Consider the following 16,328-nt stretch of genomic DNA (forward strand, 5'->3'; position numbering starts at 1 on the left):
CTTCAGGCGTTGGAATACCGTTCGGTTTCCGGCATCCAGCGTTCAATTAACGCTGCCGCCTGTTCGGGGTAGCGTTCATGAATATGACGCGCAAGGCGTTGTACTTCGGGGATCATGGCCTGATCGCGCAGCAAATCCGCCACTTTAAATTCGGCGTTACCCGTCTGACGCGTGCCCAGCAGTTCACCCGGGCCGCGGATCTCCAGATCTTTTTGCGCAATGACGAAGCCGTCATTGCTGTCGCGTAATACCTGCAAACGCATCTGCGCGGTTTTCGACAGCGGGGCTTTGTAGAGCAGCACGCAGTGAGAGGCGATCGCGCCACGGCCCACGCGGCCTCGTAGCTGGTGGAGCTGCGCCAGGCCCAGACGCTCCGGGTTCTCAATAATCATCAGGCTGGAGTTCGGCACATCCACGCCCACTTCGATAACCGTGGTCGCAACGAGTAAGTGCAGCTCGCCCTGTTTGAACGACTGCATCACCGCCTGCTTCTCGGCAGGCTTCATGCGCCCGTGAACCAGACCGACGTTCAGCTCTGGCAGGGCGAGCTTTAACTCTTCCCATGTGGCTTCGGCAGCCTGCGCTTCCAGCAGCTCAGACTCTTCAATCAGGGTGCAGACCCAGTACGCCTGACGCCCTTCCTGCGTACAGGCGTTGCGCACGCGGTCAATGATGTCGCTGCGCCGCGTGTCCGGTATGGCAACCGTGGTCACAGGCGTTCGGCCCGGCGGCAACTCGTCGATGGTGGAGGTATCCAGATCGGCATAGGCCGTCATCGCCAGGGTGCGCGGAATCGGCGTGGCGGTCATGATCAGCTGATGCGGGTGGAAGCCCTGTTGCAGACCTTTCTCCCACAGCGCCAGACGCTGATGAACACCAAAGCGGTGCTGTTCGTCGATAATGACCAGCGCCAGGCCGTTAAACTGCACCTGTTCCTGGAAAATGGCGTGCGTGCCGACAATCATCTGCACCTGCCCGCTGGCAATAGCTTCCTGCTGCGCAAGACGTGCTTTGCCCTTCTGCTTCCCGGCCAGCCAGCCCACTTCGATCCCCAGTGGGGCGAACCAGTTACGGAAATTGTTGGCGTGCTGCTCGGCCAGCAGTTCTGTCGGCGCCATCAGCGCCACCTGCTTGCCGTGGACGATAGCGCGTAAAGCGGCCAATGCGGCAACCAGCGTTTTCCCGGAGCCCACGTCGCCCTGCACCAGGCGCATCATCGGCACATTCAGCGCCATATCGCGTTCGATCTCGGCGGTGACCCGCGCCTGGGCGCCGGTGGGTTTAAACGGCAGTGTGGCCAGCAGCTTATCTTTGAGCTCATCATGCGGGCTTAATGGCTGCGCGTGGAAACGCTGCGCACCGGCGCGCAGGGCCAGCATGCTCAGGTTGTGAGCCAGTAATTCCTCAAGGATAAGACGCCGTTGGGCGGGATGTTTACCGCTTTCTAAATCAACAAGCTGAAGCGTTGGCGGTGGACGGTGCAGGGTGCGCAACGCCTCCGGCAGGCTCATCATGCCCTGCGCTAGCTCCGGTGGCAGCAGCTCGTTAATGGCGCAGGTATCGAGCAGCTCCAGCGCCTGGTCGGTGAGCTTGCGCAGCGTGGCCTGCTTAATGCCTTCGGTGGTTGGATAGACCGGGGTGAGCGTCTCCTGTAGCTCAGGTGAGCTGAGATCGCCTTGCACGCGGTATTCCGGGTGGATCATCTCCGCGCCGTATTTGCCCCGTTTGGCTTCACCGTACGCAAGTACGCGTCGTCCATTGGCAAGGCTGTTTTTCATCGCCGCATTGAAGTTGAAAAAGCGCATGGTGAGAATGCCGGTGCCGTCGCTGATCTGGCAGGTCATCATCCTGCGTCCGCCAAAGGTGATGTTGCAGTTCAGCACTTCCCCTTCAACGGTGGCGTAAATAGCGGGCAGCAGATCGCCAATTTTATAAAGCTGAGTACGGTCTTCGTAACGCAGGGGGAGGTGGAGCAGGAGATCCTGCACGGTGTGCAGGCCAATCTTCGCCAGTTTACTGCTTTGTGCCGCGCCCACGCCCGTCAGGCTGTTGAGCGGTATGGCGTCCAGCAGGCGGCCTTTCATGATTTACCCTGCGTACTGCATGGTGGACCACCACTCGGCATCGGCTTCAATTTCGCCCTGCGCGTTGACGTGGGGGTAAGGCAATTTCTTCTGCTTCGCAACGCGAGCCAGCACCGGATAGCCACCTTCAAACAGCAGGCGCTGCTGCTCCTCTTCCGGCAGCATGCTGTTGCTGCGCTCGTACATTCCGGCATTCTGACGCTGGCGCTGCGCTTCATACAGGATCAGCGCTGAGGCGACCGACACGTTGAGTGACTGGACCATGCCGATCATCGGAATGATGATGTCCCGGTCAGCCAAATCCAGTGCTTCCTGCGTGATCCCCGTTTTCTCCTGGCCCATTAAAATGCAGGTCGGACGGGTGTAATCGATCTCACGGAAATCCACGGCTTTAGCAGAGAGGTTGGTTGCCAGAACCTGCATGCCACGCCCTTTCAGGTGCGAGACCGCTTCACCAATAGTCTGGTGAGTTTTCACGGATACCCAGCTGTTGCTGCCTGCGGCGGTGGAGGCCATGGTACGCATACGTGCGCCTGGCCAGACGGCGTGGACTTCATGCACGCCGACGGCATCTGCGGTGCGAACGATAGCAGAGACGTTATGAGGTTTATGGACCTGCTCCATGCAGACCGTCAGATCAGGCTGACGCCTGGCGAGCATTTCGCAGATTCGCTCGTAACGTGTTGAATTCATAATGCTAGTTTCGGTTACGGGTGACTTTAATGACATCCGGCATCACGCGGATCTTGCGCATAATATTGGCCAGATGTACGCGGTCACGGGCGGTCAGGCGAATAAAGGCGCTGTAAACGCGGCCATCTTTTTCTTCAGTATTCAGGCTCTGAATGTTTGACGAGGCCGTGTTGATCGCTGCCGTCAGGTTCGCCAGTGCACCCTGGTGGTTAAACATATCCACCTTGATTTCAGTGATAAATTCCTGCGCTGTCTCTTTATCCCATTCGACCGCCATGAACTTCTCAGGCTCTTTCTGATAGCCACGGATGTTACGGCAGGATTCGTGGTGGATCACCAGCCCTTTACCCGGGCTGACGTGCGCAATAATCGGGTCGCCCGGGATAGGGCGGCAGCATTTGGCGAAGGTGATGAGCACCCCGTCAGCGCCTTTGATTGGCAGGTGACCATGATTTTGCGCGTTAGCAGGAACGGCTGTCGTTTCGCCCTGTTGCAGGTTCTTCGCCACGACCACGCTCATGGCGTTTCCGAGGCCAATCTCTGCCAGCAGGTCATCCAGCGAGGCGAGCTTCATACGCTCCAGCTCATGCTGAATGTTTTCTGGTGGGATCTCTGCCAGTTTGCGGCTGCCACCCAGCGCGTGATTGAGCAGACGACGCCCCAGGCTAACGGAGTCGTCGCGCTTGAGATTTTTCAGCAGCTGGCGGATTTTTGCGCGCGCTTTTGAGCTCACGACAAAGTTCAGCCAGGCGGCGTTAGGACGTGCGCCCGGCGCGGTAATAATTTCGACAGTCTGCCCGCTGAAGAGCGGCTGCGACAGCGGATAAGGCTGCCTGTCGACGCGGGCACCCACGCAGGCATGGCCGATATCGGTATGCACGGCGTAAGCGAAGTCGACCGGCGTCGCGCCCGCAGGCAGTTCGACAATGCGCCCTTCCGGCGTGAAAACGTAAATCTCATCCGGGAAGAGATCGGATTTAACGCTCTCGATAAATTCAAACGAGCTACCTGCACTCTGTTGCAGCTCCAGCAGGCTCTGCATCCAGCGCTGGGCGCGGATTTGCGCGGTGGTGCTGCTTTCGCCGCCGTGCTCTTTATAAGCCCAGTGCGCCGCGACACCCATTTCCGCCATCTGATCCATGTCTTCGGTACGAATTTGCACCTCAACAGGAACGCCGTGCGGGCCAATCATGGAGGTGTGCAAAGATTGATATCCGTTCGCTTTTGGAATGGCGATGTAATCTTTGACGCGCCCCGGACGTGGCTTGTACAGGCTATGCATCTGCCCCAGCACGCGGTAGCAGGTGTCAGAGTCGTGGACGATGACGCGGAACGCGTAGATATCCATGATCGAGTGGAAACGCTGCTCTTTGAGCACCATTTTGCAGTAGATAGAGTACAAATGCTTTTCGCGACCGCTGACGCGGCACGGAATACCGGCTTCCTGCAAGCGCCCTTCGATTTCAGAGAGGATCTTTTGAATCATCTCTTTACGGTTACCGCGAGCGGCTTTCACCACCTCTTTAATCACGCGATAGCGGTTCGGGTATAACGCTTCAAAACCCAGCTCTTCCAGCTCGGTTTTAATGTGATGAATACCTAAACGGTGCGCCAGCGGACTGTAGATTTCGAGGGTTTCACGGGCGATGCGGCGACGTTTATCCGGGCGAAGTGAGCCCAGCGTGCGCATATTGTGGGTGCGGTCAGCAAGTTTGATGAGAATGACGCGGATATCCTGCACCATCGCCATGATCATCTTGCGAAAGTTTTCGGCCTGCGCCTCTTTCTTATCGCGGAATTTCAGCTTATCAAGCTTAGAGACCCCTTCCACCAGCTCGGCAACGCTTTTGCCAAACAGCTGTTCCATGTCCTGGTAGGTGGCAGGGGTATCTTCAATCACGTCATGCAGCAGGGCGGCCATGAGCGTTTCGTAGTCGAGTTTCATCTCGGCCAGAATACAGGCCACCGCTACCGGGTGCGTGATATAGGGTTCACCGCTTGAACGTGTCTGGCCCTCGTGAGCGTCACGTGCAACGAGATACGCCTGCTGAAGACGCTTAATCTGGTCTTCAGGCAGGTAGGTTTGAATCAGTTGATTCAGGCTTTCAAACAGATACAAGGGCGACCCGCAGGTTTAATTAACGACGACCTTCAGCAATGGCGGTTACGGCCTGCAGTTCTGCGGCTTCCTGCTCTTGCTGCTCCTGGCGCTCACGCACGTCGAGGATCTGGTTGTTGATCAGACCTTCTTCGATTTCGCGAAGTGCAATAACGGTGGTTTTATCGTTTTCTTCCGGTACCAGCGGATCTTTACCGCCTACCTGCATCTGACGAGCGCGACGCGCGGCGACCAGTACCAGGTCAAAACGGTTACCAATTTTCTCTACAGCGTCCTGAACAGTTACGCGTGCCATACTTAAAATGCTCCACAGGTGAAGAAATGACTGGGCATGATACTGAAAGTGGGTTCAGTCTGCCAACAGTTTGGTGATTAATGCGTCATGTCGCTGCTTCTGGCGGCTCATACGCAGACGTTCTGCGCGAAGGATAGTTTTGAGATCGCTCAGCGCGGCATCAAAATCATCATTCACAATAAGGTAATCATATTCCGCGTAATGGCTCATTTCTGCAACAGCCTGTGCCATACGCTTCGCGATAACTTCTTCGCTGTCCTGGCCGCGACCCCGCAGGCGGCGATCCAGTTCATCTTTCGATGGCGGTAAAATAAAGATACTGCGCGAATCAGGCATTTTCTTACGAATTTGCTGCGCGCCCTGCCAGTCGATATCCAGGAACACGTTCACGCCGGTCGCCAGAACCTGCTCAATGGTTTCACGCGAAGTACCGTAGTAGTTACCGAATACTTCTGCGTGTTCAAGAAACGCGTCTCTGCCAATCATCGCTCTGAATTCGTCGTGATTCACAAAGAAATAGTGTTCACCGTGCACCTCACCCGGACGCGGTGCTCGCGTGGTGTGAGAAACAGAAACCTGCGTATCGTACAACGGTTGGGTTTTTAACAGTGCCTGAATAAGGCTGGATTTACCCGCGCCACTAGGGGCAGAAACAATATAAAGCGTGCCTTGAGCCATGAGAGTCTTTTGTATGTGTTAACGAAGAAGTCCTACATACGGGCTTATTATACACGTCGCCGCTGTGTGACGTAGCCTTTGTCACACTTTTTCCCGTGGATGATTAAATTTTGCGTGCCGTTTTCAGGTTTTGTCTGCGGTTTGCAGCAACAAAAAGAAACGCTGGATAACGCCTCGTAAAGCGTAACGTTGCCATTCGCGTCGTTTTTAATACCGGGTTATACCTCCTCCAACGCAAAGGAGGGGTAATAATGTGGCGATGGATAAGCGGGTTTGCGCTGTTGTGGTGTAGCACCGGGTTAGCGGTATGCCCGGTATGGTCGCAGGCAAAAGCAGAAAAGGAAATTGTAGCGCTGAGCGCGCAGATCAAACGCTGGGACGATGCTTACTGGAAGCAGGGAGTCAGTGACGTTGATGACGGGGTTTACGATCAGCTTAACGCGCGGTTGAACCAGTGGCAGCGCTGCTTTGGTCATGTCTCTTCCGAAGAGAGACCGCCACCTCTGACAGGTAGTGTGACACACCCGGTTGCGCATACGGGCGTGCATAAGGTTGCCAGTAAAGCTGAGCTCAGCCAGTGGATGCGAGCCCGGCAACATCTCTGGATGCAGCCCAAAGTGGATGGCGTGGCTGTGACGCTGGTGTACCAGGGCGGGAAGCTTGTCCGGGCCATTAGCCGTGGCAACGGTGTGAAAGGTGAAGACTGGACGGCGCAGGTTCGATCAATCCCCTCTGTTCCGCAAAACCTGTCCGGCCCCCTGGCAAATAGCGTCTTACAGGGTGAACTGTTCTGGATTCATGAAAACCACATCCAGCGTCAGATGGGGGGGATGAACATGCGGGCAAAAGTGGCGGGCGCCATGATGCGTCATAACGATAGCGCACTTCTCAGGCAGCTCGGCGTGTTTATCTGGGCCTGGCCGGATGGACCTAAAGAGATGCAGGTATCTCTGGATGCGTTGTCAAAAGCCGGGTTCACCCTGACGGCGCGTTATACGCTGCCCGCCGCGTCTGTGAATGCGGTCGAAGCGCAGCGTTCAGCGTGGCATACAACAGCATTGCCCTTTGCCACGGACGGCATTGTGGTGCGTTCAGCGGATGAACCCGCGGGCGACGGTTGGTTACCCGGTGAAGGCCGTTGGGTTGTCGCATGGAAATATACGCCTGTCGCTCAGGTTGCTGAAGTGCGAGGGATACAGTTTGGCGTCGGGCGAACGGGCAAGGTGTCCGTTGTAGCCGAACTGGATCCAGTAAAGCTTGATGATAAACAGGTGCGGCGGGTGAGCCTGGGGTCGGTCACACGCTGGCAGCGGCTGGATATTGTTCCCGGCGATCAGGTTCTGATAAGCCTCGCCGGGCAGGGGATCCCCCGATTCGATCGAGTTGTCTGGCGGGGAGCGAACAGGGAAAAACCAGAACCTCCGGCCCTGCAGTACCACTCGCTGACCTGTTTTTATGCCTCACCAGCGTGTATGGAACAGTTCTTTGCCCGGTTGACGTGGCTTAGCTCAAAACAAGGGCTAGGGATCGAGGGGTTAGGCGAGGCGGGCTGGCGAACGCTTCATCAGACGCATCGTTTCGAGCATATTTTTTCGTGGTTAACACTGACGCAGGCGCAGCTACAGTCCACGCCTGGCTTTTCCGCCGGGCGCGGGTTATCGCTCTGGCATCGTTTTAATATTGTGCGCAAACAACCTTTTATTCGCTGGGTCACAGCGATGGGGATCCCGCTGACAAAAGCCACGTTGAATGCGGTTGGGGCGGCGTCGTGGCAGGCGCTGAATCAGCGGAGCGCCGCTGACTGGCAGGCTTTGCCGGGAACAGGTGAAGAGAAGGCGCAGCAGGTCGTTAACTGGCTGCATGCGCCTCCTGTTGATAGGCTGGCAAGGTGGCTGGCTGAGCAGCACATTAACGGGTTCTGACATTAATGCGCGTTGTGCTTGTAATGAAAAACGGGCAGGCCCAGCTTCAGGCGCAATGCCAGCATACGCGCGGTGAAACCAAACAGCAGCGTGGAGATAACCACCACATCGTGGTTGGTGACATAGTGCTGCAAGGCGACATAAAGCACTGCCGCGGCAAAGGAGATGCCGGCGTACAGTTCCTTCTGGAAAACCAGCGGGATACGTTTGCAGAACATATCGCGCAGCACCCCGCCAAACACGCCCGTGATCACCGCCGCAATGGTGGCGATAACCGGGCCTTCACCCATATCGAGAGCAATTTGTGCGCCAATGATGGAAAAAACAATCAGCCCAAGCGCATCCAGCACCAGGAACAAGCGGCGCAGATGAGGCATCACCGGGGCTACAATCGTGGTTAACACGGCTGCCGTTGCCACGATAATGACGTACTCAGGGTTTTTAACCCAGCCGAGCGGATAATGGCCAAGCAGGATATCGCGCACGGACCCGCCGCCGAGCGCAGTGGCCGTGGCAATAATGATCACGCCGAAGGTGTCCATTCGGCGACGTCCGGCGGCAAGCGCGCCGGTCATGGCTTCAGCGGTAATGCCAATAAGATAGAGAATGTGAAGCAGCATAAACCCTCCGGAATGAAGTGGAGGAGGTTAGCGATTTGTGCGCAAGATCACGATTGAGATTTTCTAAGGCGAGGGGATTTGCCCTAAAGCAATTTATCAACGCATGCCAGGCGGGCTTGTGATAAGGCGGGAGACAAAGAAAGTAAGGATAAATATGGATTAGAAAAAGTAATGGGTGATGTGCCAGACACCACCCTGAAAGGTATTACTCGATATTCTGGATCTGCTCGCGCATCTGCTCAATCAGGACCTTCAGTTCAATCGCTGAATTGGTCACCTCTGCATTGATAGACTTAGACGCCAGCGTGTTCGACTCGCGGTTGAACTCCTGCATCATAAAGTCGAGACGGCGGCCTACCGCTTCTTTCTTCTTCAGGATGTTGTAGGTCTCTTTAACGTGCGCTTCCAGACGATCCAGCTCTTCAGCCACGTCTACACGCTGCGCCATCAGCACCAGCTCTTGTTCCAGACGGTTGTTTTCCAGCTGAACTTCCGCCTCTTCCAGTTTGGCGACAAGTCGCTCACGCTGCCATTGCAGCACTTCTGGCATATGCGCGCGCACTTTAGCCACTTCGGCGCTCACGCCTTCAAGGCGTTGCTCAATCATCGCTTTCAGCGCCTGGCCTTCGGTTTCGCGGGCAACGATAAAGTCATCCAGCGTGCCGTCGAGTGCAGCCAGGATTTCAGCGGTAATCGCGTCCAGATCCTGCTCTCCGGCGGCCATCACGCCAGGCCAGCGCAGAATATCAACCGGGTTGATCTCGCCTTCATCGCTTTGCATTTTGACCCAGTTCGCCGCATTAACCAGCTGTTTTGCCAGCTTTTCGTTCAGGATCAGTTCGCCCTGGGCACTGGCATCGGGCTCAAACCGCAAATTACATTCCACTTTCCCGCGGGTCAGACGCGTACGGATACGCTCACGCACCACAGGCTCCAGGCTGCGGAACTGTTCCGGCATACGGAAATATGTTTCCAGATAGCGCTGGTTTACCGAGCGCATTTCCCAGGTAGCGCTACCCCAGCTACCCTTGATTTCACGCCGGGCGTAGGCGGTCATACTGCGGATCATAGACATTCCCGTTTTTAAAGGAGAGATGGGGGGATTATAGCTTTCAGGGGCTTCTCAGGATAGGAATAAGCGTCCTTTATCCGTATAATGCGCAGCCACATTCGTTTCAAGCCGGAGAATCCATCATGCGTCCAGCAGGTCGTAGCGCCAACCAGGTGCGTCCCGTCACCCTGACCCGTAACTATACAAAACACGCTGAAGGCTCCGTGCTGGTTGAGTTTGGTGACACCAAAGTGCTTTGCACCGCGTCCATCGAAGAGGGCGTGCCTCGCTTCCTGAAAGGTCAGGGGCAGGGGTGGATCACCGCGGAATACGGTATGTTGCCGCGCGCAACCCATACCCGTAATGCCCGTGAAGCGGCAAAAGGTAAGCAGGGCGGCCGTACTATGGAGATCCAGCGCCTGATCGCACGTGCGCTCCGCGCCGCGGTTGACTTAAAAACGCTGGGTGAGTTCACCATCACGCTGGACTGCGACGTGATCCAGGCCGATGGCGGCACGCGTACGGCCTCCATTACCGGTGCCTGTGTGGCGCTGGCAGATGCGCTGAACAAGCTGGTTGCCGCCGGTAAGCTGAAAACCAACCCAATGAAAGGGATGGTTGCTGCTGTCTCCGTTGGTATTGTTAACGGCGAAGCGCTTTGCGATCTGGAATACGTTGAAGATTCTGCCGCAGAAACCGACATGAACGTGGTGATGACCGAAGATGGTCGCATCATTGAAGTGCAGGGCACGGCAGAAGGCGAGCCATTCACTCACGAAGAACTGCTCACCTTGCTGGCATTGGCCCGAGGGGGTATTGAATCTATTGTAGCGACGCAGAAAGCGGCGTTAGAAAATTGATTTTAAGGCGACCAATGAGTCGCCTTTTTTTTGCCTGTAAGACTGAAAAGACAAAGGAGCAAATCCATGAAATCGTATCAGCGCCAGTTTATTGAGTTTGCGCTTAACAAGCAGGTACTTAAGTTTGGCGAGTTCACGCTGAAATCCGGGCGTAAAAGCCCGTATTTCTTCAACGCCGGGCTGTTTAATACCGGGCGCGACCTGGCACTGTTAGGCCGCTTCTATGCCGAAGCGCTGGTAGATTCCGGGATTGATTTCGATCTGCTGTTTGGCCCCGCGTACAAAGGCATTCCAATTGCAACCACCACGGCGGTGGCGCTGGCGGAGCACCATGACCGCGACGTACCGTACTGCTTTAACCGTAAAGAGGCCAAAACCCACGGTGAAGGCGGCAATCTGGTCGGCAGTGCGTTGCAGGGCCGCGTGATGCTGGTGGATGACGTGATCACCGCAGGCACCGCGATCCGTGAATCGATGGAGATTATCCAGGCTAACGGTGCAACGCTTGCGGGTGTGCTGATTTCGCTTGATCGTCAGGAACGCGGGCGTGGCGACATCTCTGCTATTCAGGAAGTGGAACGCGATTATGGCTGCAAAGTGATCTCTATCATCACGCTGACAGACCTGATTGCATATCTGGAAGAGAAGCCTGAGATGGCGGATCACCTGGCGGCGGTAAAAGCGTATCGCGAAGAGTTCGGGGTTTAATTGCGTTGCCCGGTGGCGCTACGCTTACCGGGCCTACCTGTTCGTAGGCCGGATAAGGCGAAGCCGCCATCCGGCGATGGCGTTACTGTAATTGTGCTGCCACTAACGGCCAGCGGGCGTCAAAATCGTCCGTTGGTCGATATTTAAACTCGCTGCGCACAAACCGGGAGAGCATCCCTTCGCAAAATGCCAGGATCTGGCTTGCCAGCAGCGTCTCATCCGTATTATATCCCTCACCTTCCCGCATTTTCTTCTCGCGCAGAACCTGACGAAGCTGGGCTTCGATACGCTCAAAAAGCTGGTTTATACGGCCTTGCAGACGATCCTGTTCAAACATCAGCGCGTGGCCGGTAAGAATACGGGTCAGACCCGGGTTACGTTCACCAAAGCCCAGAATCAGCAGCACAATCAGACGCAGACGCGTGCTGGTGTCTTTTTCATCCTTCAGAATCAGGTTGATGCGCGTGATCAGGCTATCTTCGATGAACTCGATCAGGCTGTCGAACATCCGGGTTTTGCTCGGGAAATGACGATACAGCGCCGCCTCTGACACGCCCACAGAGGCCGCCAGCTTGGCGGTGGTGATGCGTTGACTGCCGTCGCTGGATTCAAGCATCAGAGCCAGAGATTGAAGTATTTCTTCGCGACGATTCCTTTTCGCGGTTTGTTTTTCTGCCATGTTACAAAATACCCCTGAAAATAAGCACTTGTCAGGCTGGCAACCACACAGCGACCCGCAAACTGACGTTTGCGGTTTGTTATTGCATTATGGCGCTGTGAGATGCGTGTTTGTCGGGCGGTTATTTGCGCCCGGAATGGCCGAAGCCGCCTTCGCCACGGTCGGTAACGTCGAAGTCTGCCACCAGGTTAAATTCTGCCTGCACCACCGGTACAAACACCATCTGCGCAATACGCTCGCCCGGTTCAATGGTGAAGCTGTCCTGGCCACGGTTCCAGACGGATACCATCAGCTGACCCTGATAGTCAGAGTCGATCAGGCCGACCAGGTTACCCAGCACGACGCCATGCTTATGGCCCAGGCCAGAGCGCGGCAGGATCACCGCTGCCAGTGACGGGTCAGCAATGTGAATCGCCAGCCCGGTCGGGATCAGGGTCGTTGCACCCGGCGCCAGTTCTACGGCGTCATCGAGACAGGCGCGCAGGTCAAGACCGGCAGAGCCGGAGGTGGCATACGTTGGCAGCGGAAATTGCTCGCCAACGCGCGGGTCCAGAATCTTAACGTCGATTTTTTTCATCATAACGGGTAACGATCTCGTCCAGTAATTGTTGGCCCAGGAGTTCTTTGCGCTCAAGCGGTAAGACTTTATCTCCATCCTGCCAGAAAAGGTGCAATGCGTTGCTGTCGCTGTTAAATCCTTGCGTGGACAGCGATACGTCGTTCGCGCAAATCAAATCGAGGTTTTTGCGGGTACGTTTTTGCCGGGCATATTCTTCCACATTATTCGTTTCTGCGGCAAACCCAACAACGTAAGGACGATGAGTTTTCAATGCGGCGACACCGGCAACGATATCCGGGTTCTTCACCATTTTTATTGTTAATTCATCACCTTGCTTTTTAATTTTGGCGTCGGCAATGGTTTCGGCGCGGTAATCAGCAACGGCCGCACAGCCGATAAAAATATGCTGTTGTTGAGCATGCGCCTGTACGGCGGCTTCCATTTCCAGCGCGGTAGTTACATCAATACGCCGCACAAACGCAGGGGTGGTAAGCGACACCGGGCCGCTCACCAGCGTCACGTTCGCGCCGCGTTTGGCTGCCGCGGCAGCAATTGCAAAGCCCATTTTGCCGGAGCTGTGGTTGGTGATGTATCGCACCGGATCCAGCGGCTCGCGCGTGGGGCCCGCGGTAATCATGATGTTGAGATGTTGCAGATCGTTGACAGGCGAGAAATGGGCGGCGGCCATATCAACAATCGTCAATGGGTCGAGCATACGCCCTGGCCCCACGTCGCCACAGGCCTGGCTGCCGCTCTCCGGTCCCCAAATTAGCAGGCCGCGCGAGGCCAGCGTATCCAGATTATGCTGGGTAGCGGCGTTGCGATACATCTGCTGGTTCATTGCGGGTACAACCGCGACGGGCGCAGGCGTGGCGAGGCAAATGGTCGTTACCAGATCGTTCGCCATCCCGGCCGCCACGCGGGCAATTACATCTGCCGTGGCGGGGGCAAGGATAACCAGATCGGCCCATTTCCCCAGCTCAATATGGCCCATTGCGGCTTCGGCTGCCGGGTCGAGAAGGCTGTCGGATACCGGGTATCCCGAGACGGCTTGCAGGCTCAGCGGGGTGATAAAGGCTTTGCCGCCTTCGGTGATCGCGACCCGTACGTCGGCCCCGCGCTCGCGCAAACGGCGCACCAGGTCTGGCGTTTTATAGGCAGCAATACCGCCGCTGACGCCAAGAACGATTTTTTTACCGGCCAGGCTCATCATGATTCTTTCCTGTTGGGTTTCACCAGAGAGCGGGCATTTTATCACAATCCCTAAAACGGGGTGATGATGTCCTTAATTCACTTTGCGAGGCGCTACGCAAGAACGAAACGCCAGCGTCGAGCCCCGAATTTGCCTGTGGCAGCATAATGGCAAACAGAAGGAGGCCGGGCATGGAAGAGACTGAACTGCTGCTACCGCGTGAAAAAATGCTGCGCCATGGCGTCACGTTGTTAAAGGACGACGAGCTGCTGGCGCTCTTTTTACGCACAGGCACGCCGGGGAAAACGGTATTTACGCTGGCGAAAGAGCTGATAGAGCATTTCGGCTCACTGTATGGATTGTTGACCGCCGAGCTGGAGGCGTTTACGCACGTTGAGGGTATTGGCGTGGCGAAATATGCCCAGTTACGGGGCATTGCCGAGCTGGCCCGGCGATTTTACAACGTGCGTATGGAGGAAGAAGACCCGATCCTCACCCCCGATATGACCCGCGAATTTCTGCAAAGCCAGCTTTCCGATCTGGAGCGGGAGATCTTTATGGTGATCTTTCTCGACAATAAAAACCGGGTACTGAAACATACCCGCCTTTTTTCGGGAACATTGAGCCACGTTGAGGTGCATCCGCGTGAAATTGTGCGGGAAGCGATAAAAGTGAATGCAGCCGGCGTGATCCTCGCGCATAATCACCCCTCTGGCTGTGCAGAACCAAGCAGAGCTGACAAAGCAATTACCGAACGTATTATCAAATGCTGTCAATTCATGGACATTCGTGTGCTGGACCATCTGATAATTGGCCGCGGAGAGTACATTTCTTTTGCCGAACGTGGCTGGATTTAGGCCTTTTCTCGCGATCCATCGGGATCTTTGTCTGTTCGGGACTTGAGCACACCGCCGAGTCAGCGTATACTACGCCACCTTTGAGAATCTCGGGTTTGGCATTTGGGCCTGGCAATCGAGAGTTCAATAGAACTATGCGATGACCGGGCTGTAAAGCCTGACGAGGCGCCGATACCCCATACGAAGCTCGAGCTAATTTGATTTTTGGAGAATAGACATGTCCCGAGTCTGCCAAGTTACTGGCAAGCGTCCGGTGACCGGTAACAACCGTTCCCACGCACTGAACGCGACTAAACGCCGTTTCCTGCCGAACCTGCACTCTCACCGTTTCTGGGTTGAGAGCGAGAAGCGTTTTGTCACCCTGCGCGTATCTGCTAAAGGTATGCGTGTAATCGATAAGAAAGGCATCGATACAGTTCTGTCCGAACTGCGTGCCCGTGGCGAAAAGTACTAAGTACTTAAAGAGGAAATAAATCATGGCTAAAGGTATTCGCGAGAAAATCAAGCTGGTTTCTTCTGCTGGTACAGGTCACTTCTACACCACCACGAAGAACAAACGTACTAAGCCGGAAAAACTGGAACTGAAAAAATTCGATCCAGTTGTACGCCAGCACGTACTGTACAAAGAAGCTAAAATCAAATAATTTTAGTCTCCTTGTATTGAAAAACCCCGCATCTGCGGGGTTTTTTGCATTCTGCATCTCAACGGAGGAACCATGCCTGAATTACCTGAGGTAGAGACCAGCCGCCGCGGCATTGAGCCCCATCTGGTTGGCGCGACTATTCTTCATGCTGTCGTTCGCAACGGGCGTCTGCGCTGGCCGGTGTCCGATGAGATCCACGCGTTAAGCGATAAACCCGTCCTGAGCGTACAGCGCCGCGCGAAATACCTGCTGCTGGAGCTGCCTGACGGCTGGATCATTATCCATCTGGGCATGTCGGGAAGCCTGCGCATCCTCACCGAAGAGTTGCCTGCGGAAAAGCACGACCACGTTGATCTGGTGATGAGTAACGGCAAGGTGCTGCGTTACACCGACCCGCGTCGCTTTGGTGCATGGCTGTGGACCAAAGAGCTGGAAGGGCACAACGTGCTGGCGCATCTTGGACCTGAGCCGCTCTCAGAGGCGTTTAACGCAGATTATCTCAAAGAGAAGTGCGCGAAAAAGAAAACCCCGATTAAACCCTGGCTGATGGATAACAAGCTGGTCGTGGGCGTGGGGAATATCTATGCCAGCGAATCGTTGTTTGCCGCCGGGATCCATCCCGATCGGCTGGCCTCTTCGCTGTCTGCGCAGGAGTGCGAGCTGCTGGTCAGAGTGATTAAAGCGGTACTGCTGCGCTCAATTGAGCAGGGCGGGACGACGCTGAAGGATTTTCTGCAAAGCGACGGGAAGCCGGGCTATTTTGCGCAGGAGTTGCAGGTTTATGGTCGTAAGGGGGAACCGTGCAGAGCATGCGGGACGCCGATTATTGCCACGAAGCACGCTCAGCGCGCCACGTTTTACTGCCGTCAGTGCCAGAAGTAGGGTTACTTTAACTTTTCCATCAACGCCTGGTGGACGTTAACCGGCAGAAAGTGGGTAACGTCCCCGCGATGGCGCGCCACCTCTTTCACCAGCGAAGAAGAGATGAAGGACCACTCTTTGGAGGGCATCAGGAATACGCTCTCCAGCTCCGGCATCAGATGGCGGTTCATGTGCGCCAGCTGCATCTCATATTCGAAGTCTGCTACCGCGCGAAGACCGCGGATCAGGATATTGGCCTGCTGGGCACGGGCAAAGTTTGCCATCAAATCGCTGAATCCGACGACCTCAACATTCGACAAATGCGAAATCGCATCGGTGGCAAGCAGCACGCGTTCGTTCAGGTCGAACATCGGCTTTTTGCTCGGGCTGGCGGCAATGGCCAGAATCACTTTGTCGAACATACACGCCGCACGGGTGATGATATCAAGATGACCGTTAGTGATCGGATCGAAGGTACCCGGATAAATCGCTTTTGTGCTCATGGC

18 protein-coding genes are annotated in these 16,328 nt (G+C 55.7%); 7 read left to right on the top strand and 11 right to left on the bottom strand.

What is annotated here, in order from left to right; genetic code table 11:
- Positions 1 to 2 precede the first annotated feature (2 nt).
- From recG to gmk, 5 genes are read right to left on the bottom strand one after another with little or no spacing between them, the layout of a single operon-like run.
- Complete coding sequence (recG, locus tag BFV65_RS00505; RefSeq protein ID WP_069596128.1) at positions 3 to 2,084, bottom strand: ATP-dependent DNA helicase RecG; 2,082 nt, start codon at positions 2,082 to 2,084, stop codon at positions 3 to 5.
- Between the two features lie 3 nt (positions 2,085 to 2,087).
- Positions 2,088 to 2,777, bottom strand: coding sequence for a tRNA (guanosine(18)-2'-O)-methyltransferase TrmH (trmH, locus tag BFV65_RS00510; RefSeq protein WP_032622047.1), 690 nt, complete (start codon positions 2,775 to 2,777; stop codon positions 2,088 to 2,090).
- Between the two features lie 4 nt (positions 2,778 to 2,781).
- Positions 2,782 to 4,896: a bifunctional GTP diphosphokinase/guanosine-3',5'-bis pyrophosphate 3'-pyrophosphohydrolase gene (gene spoT, locus BFV65_RS00515; protein ID WP_022646616.1), complete on the bottom strand. Its 2,115-nt coding sequence runs from the start codon at positions 4,894 to 4,896 to the stop codon at positions 2,782 to 2,784.
- A 19-nt stretch (positions 4,897 to 4,915) separates the two neighbouring features.
- Positions 4,916 to 5,191: a DNA-directed RNA polymerase subunit omega gene (rpoZ, locus tag BFV65_RS00520; RefSeq protein ID WP_000135058.1), complete on the bottom strand. Its 276-nt coding sequence runs from the start codon at positions 5,189 to 5,191 to the stop codon at positions 4,916 to 4,918.
- Between the two features lie 54 nt (positions 5,192 to 5,245).
- Entirely contained in the window at positions 5,246 to 5,869 is a 624-nt protein-coding gene (gene gmk / locus BFV65_RS00525; RefSeq protein WP_006177710.1) for a guanylate kinase, read from the bottom strand.
- Positions 5,870 to 6,120: 251 nt separating this feature from the next.
- On the opposite strand from gmk, the gene ligB reads away from it, so the two are divergent.
- Complete coding sequence (gene ligB / locus BFV65_RS00530; RefSeq protein ID WP_032626596.1) at positions 6,121 to 7,791, top strand: NAD-dependent DNA ligase LigB; 1,671 nt, start codon at positions 6,121 to 6,123, stop codon at positions 7,789 to 7,791.
- Positions 7,792 to 7,793: 2 nt separating this feature from the next.
- On the opposite strand, the gene BFV65_RS00535 is transcribed toward ligB, so the two are convergent.
- Entirely contained in the window at positions 7,794 to 8,411 is a 618-nt protein-coding gene (locus BFV65_RS00535; RefSeq protein WP_023299016.1) for a trimeric intracellular cation channel family protein, read from the bottom strand.
- A gap of 205 nt (positions 8,412 to 8,616) precedes the next feature.
- The gene (locus BFV65_RS00540) at positions 8,617 to 9,480 is read right to left on the bottom strand and encodes a YicC/YloC family endoribonuclease (protein WP_003860907.1); all 864 of its coding nucleotides are present in this window, start codon (positions 9,478 to 9,480) and stop codon (positions 8,617 to 8,619) included.
- A gap of 125 nt (positions 9,481 to 9,605) precedes the next feature.
- Here BFV65_RS00540 and rph point away from each other — a divergent pair, with 125 nt between their 5' ends.
- Positions 9,606 to 10,322, top strand: coding sequence for a ribonuclease PH (gene rph / locus BFV65_RS00545; RefSeq protein WP_015570044.1), 717 nt, complete (start codon positions 9,606 to 9,608; stop codon positions 10,320 to 10,322).
- A gap of 66 nt (positions 10,323 to 10,388) precedes the next feature.
- Positions 10,389 to 11,030: an orotate phosphoribosyltransferase gene (pyrE, locus tag BFV65_RS00550; RefSeq protein ID WP_023305206.1), complete on the top strand. Its 642-nt coding sequence runs from the start codon at positions 10,389 to 10,391 to the stop codon at positions 11,028 to 11,030.
- A gap of 82 nt (positions 11,031 to 11,112) precedes the next feature.
- Here pyrE and slmA read toward each other — a convergent pair whose 3' ends face one another.
- The 3 genes from slmA to coaBC all read right to left on the bottom strand — a co-directional run bounded on the left by slmA (position 11,113) and on the right by coaBC (position 13,478).
- On the bottom strand, positions 11,113 to 11,709 hold the full coding sequence (slmA, locus tag BFV65_RS00555) for a nucleoid occlusion factor SlmA (protein ID WP_003860901.1): 597 nt from the start codon (positions 11,707 to 11,709) through the stop codon (positions 11,113 to 11,115).
- A 121-nt stretch (positions 11,710 to 11,830) separates the two neighbouring features.
- Positions 11,831 to 12,289, bottom strand: a complete 459-nt coding sequence (gene dut / locus BFV65_RS00560) for a dUTP diphosphatase (protein WP_032626594.1) — start codon at positions 12,287 to 12,289, stop codon at positions 11,831 to 11,833.
- Positions 12,267 to 13,478: a bifunctional phosphopantothenoylcysteine decarboxylase/phosphopantothenate--cysteine ligase CoaBC gene (gene coaBC / locus BFV65_RS00565; protein WP_087878399.1), complete on the bottom strand. Its 1,212-nt coding sequence runs from the start codon at positions 13,476 to 13,478 to the stop codon at positions 12,267 to 12,269. Before coaBC ends, dut begins: the two co-directional genes overlap by 23 nt.
- A 173-nt stretch (positions 13,479 to 13,651) precedes the next feature.
- Here coaBC and radC point away from each other — a divergent pair, with 173 nt between their 5' ends.
- The 4 genes from radC (at position 13,652) to mutM (ending at position 15,843) form a co-directional block, all read left to right on the top strand.
- On the top strand, positions 13,652 to 14,317 hold the full coding sequence (gene radC / locus BFV65_RS00570) for a RadC family protein (protein WP_022646621.1): 666 nt from the start codon (positions 13,652 to 13,654) through the stop codon (positions 14,315 to 14,317).
- Between the two features lie 217 nt (positions 14,318 to 14,534).
- Positions 14,535 to 14,771 (top strand): 50S ribosomal protein L28, encoded by a 237-nt coding sequence (rpmB, locus tag BFV65_RS00575; RefSeq protein WP_002436699.1) that lies wholly within the window; start codon positions 14,535 to 14,537, stop codon positions 14,769 to 14,771.
- A gap of 22 nt (positions 14,772 to 14,793) precedes the next feature.
- Positions 14,794 to 14,961 (top strand): 50S ribosomal protein L33, encoded by a 168-nt coding sequence (gene rpmG, locus BFV65_RS00580; protein WP_003024094.1) that lies wholly within the window; start codon positions 14,794 to 14,796, stop codon positions 14,959 to 14,961.
- Positions 14,962 to 15,033: 72 nt separating this feature from the next.
- The gene (gene mutM, locus BFV65_RS00585) at positions 15,034 to 15,843 is read left to right on the top strand and encodes a bifunctional DNA-formamidopyrimidine glycosylase/DNA-(apurinic or apyrimidinic site) lyase (RefSeq protein WP_003860879.1); all 810 of its coding nucleotides are present in this window, start codon (positions 15,034 to 15,036) and stop codon (positions 15,841 to 15,843) included.
- A 2-nt stretch (positions 15,844 to 15,845) separates the two neighbouring features.
- Here the strand turns inward: mutM and coaD are convergent, their stop codons facing one another.
- On the bottom strand, positions 15,846 to 16,325 hold the full coding sequence (gene coaD, locus BFV65_RS00590; protein ID WP_069596129.1) for a pantetheine-phosphate adenylyltransferase: 480 nt from the start codon (positions 16,323 to 16,325) through the stop codon (positions 15,846 to 15,848).
- Between the last annotated feature and the right edge of the window lie 3 nt (positions 16,326 to 16,328).

This window comes from Enterobacter hormaechei subsp. hoffmannii (assembly GCF_001729745.1).
In the GTDB taxonomy this organism is placed as follows: Bacteria; Pseudomonadota; Gammaproteobacteria; order Enterobacterales; family Enterobacteriaceae; genus Enterobacter; species Enterobacter intestinihominis.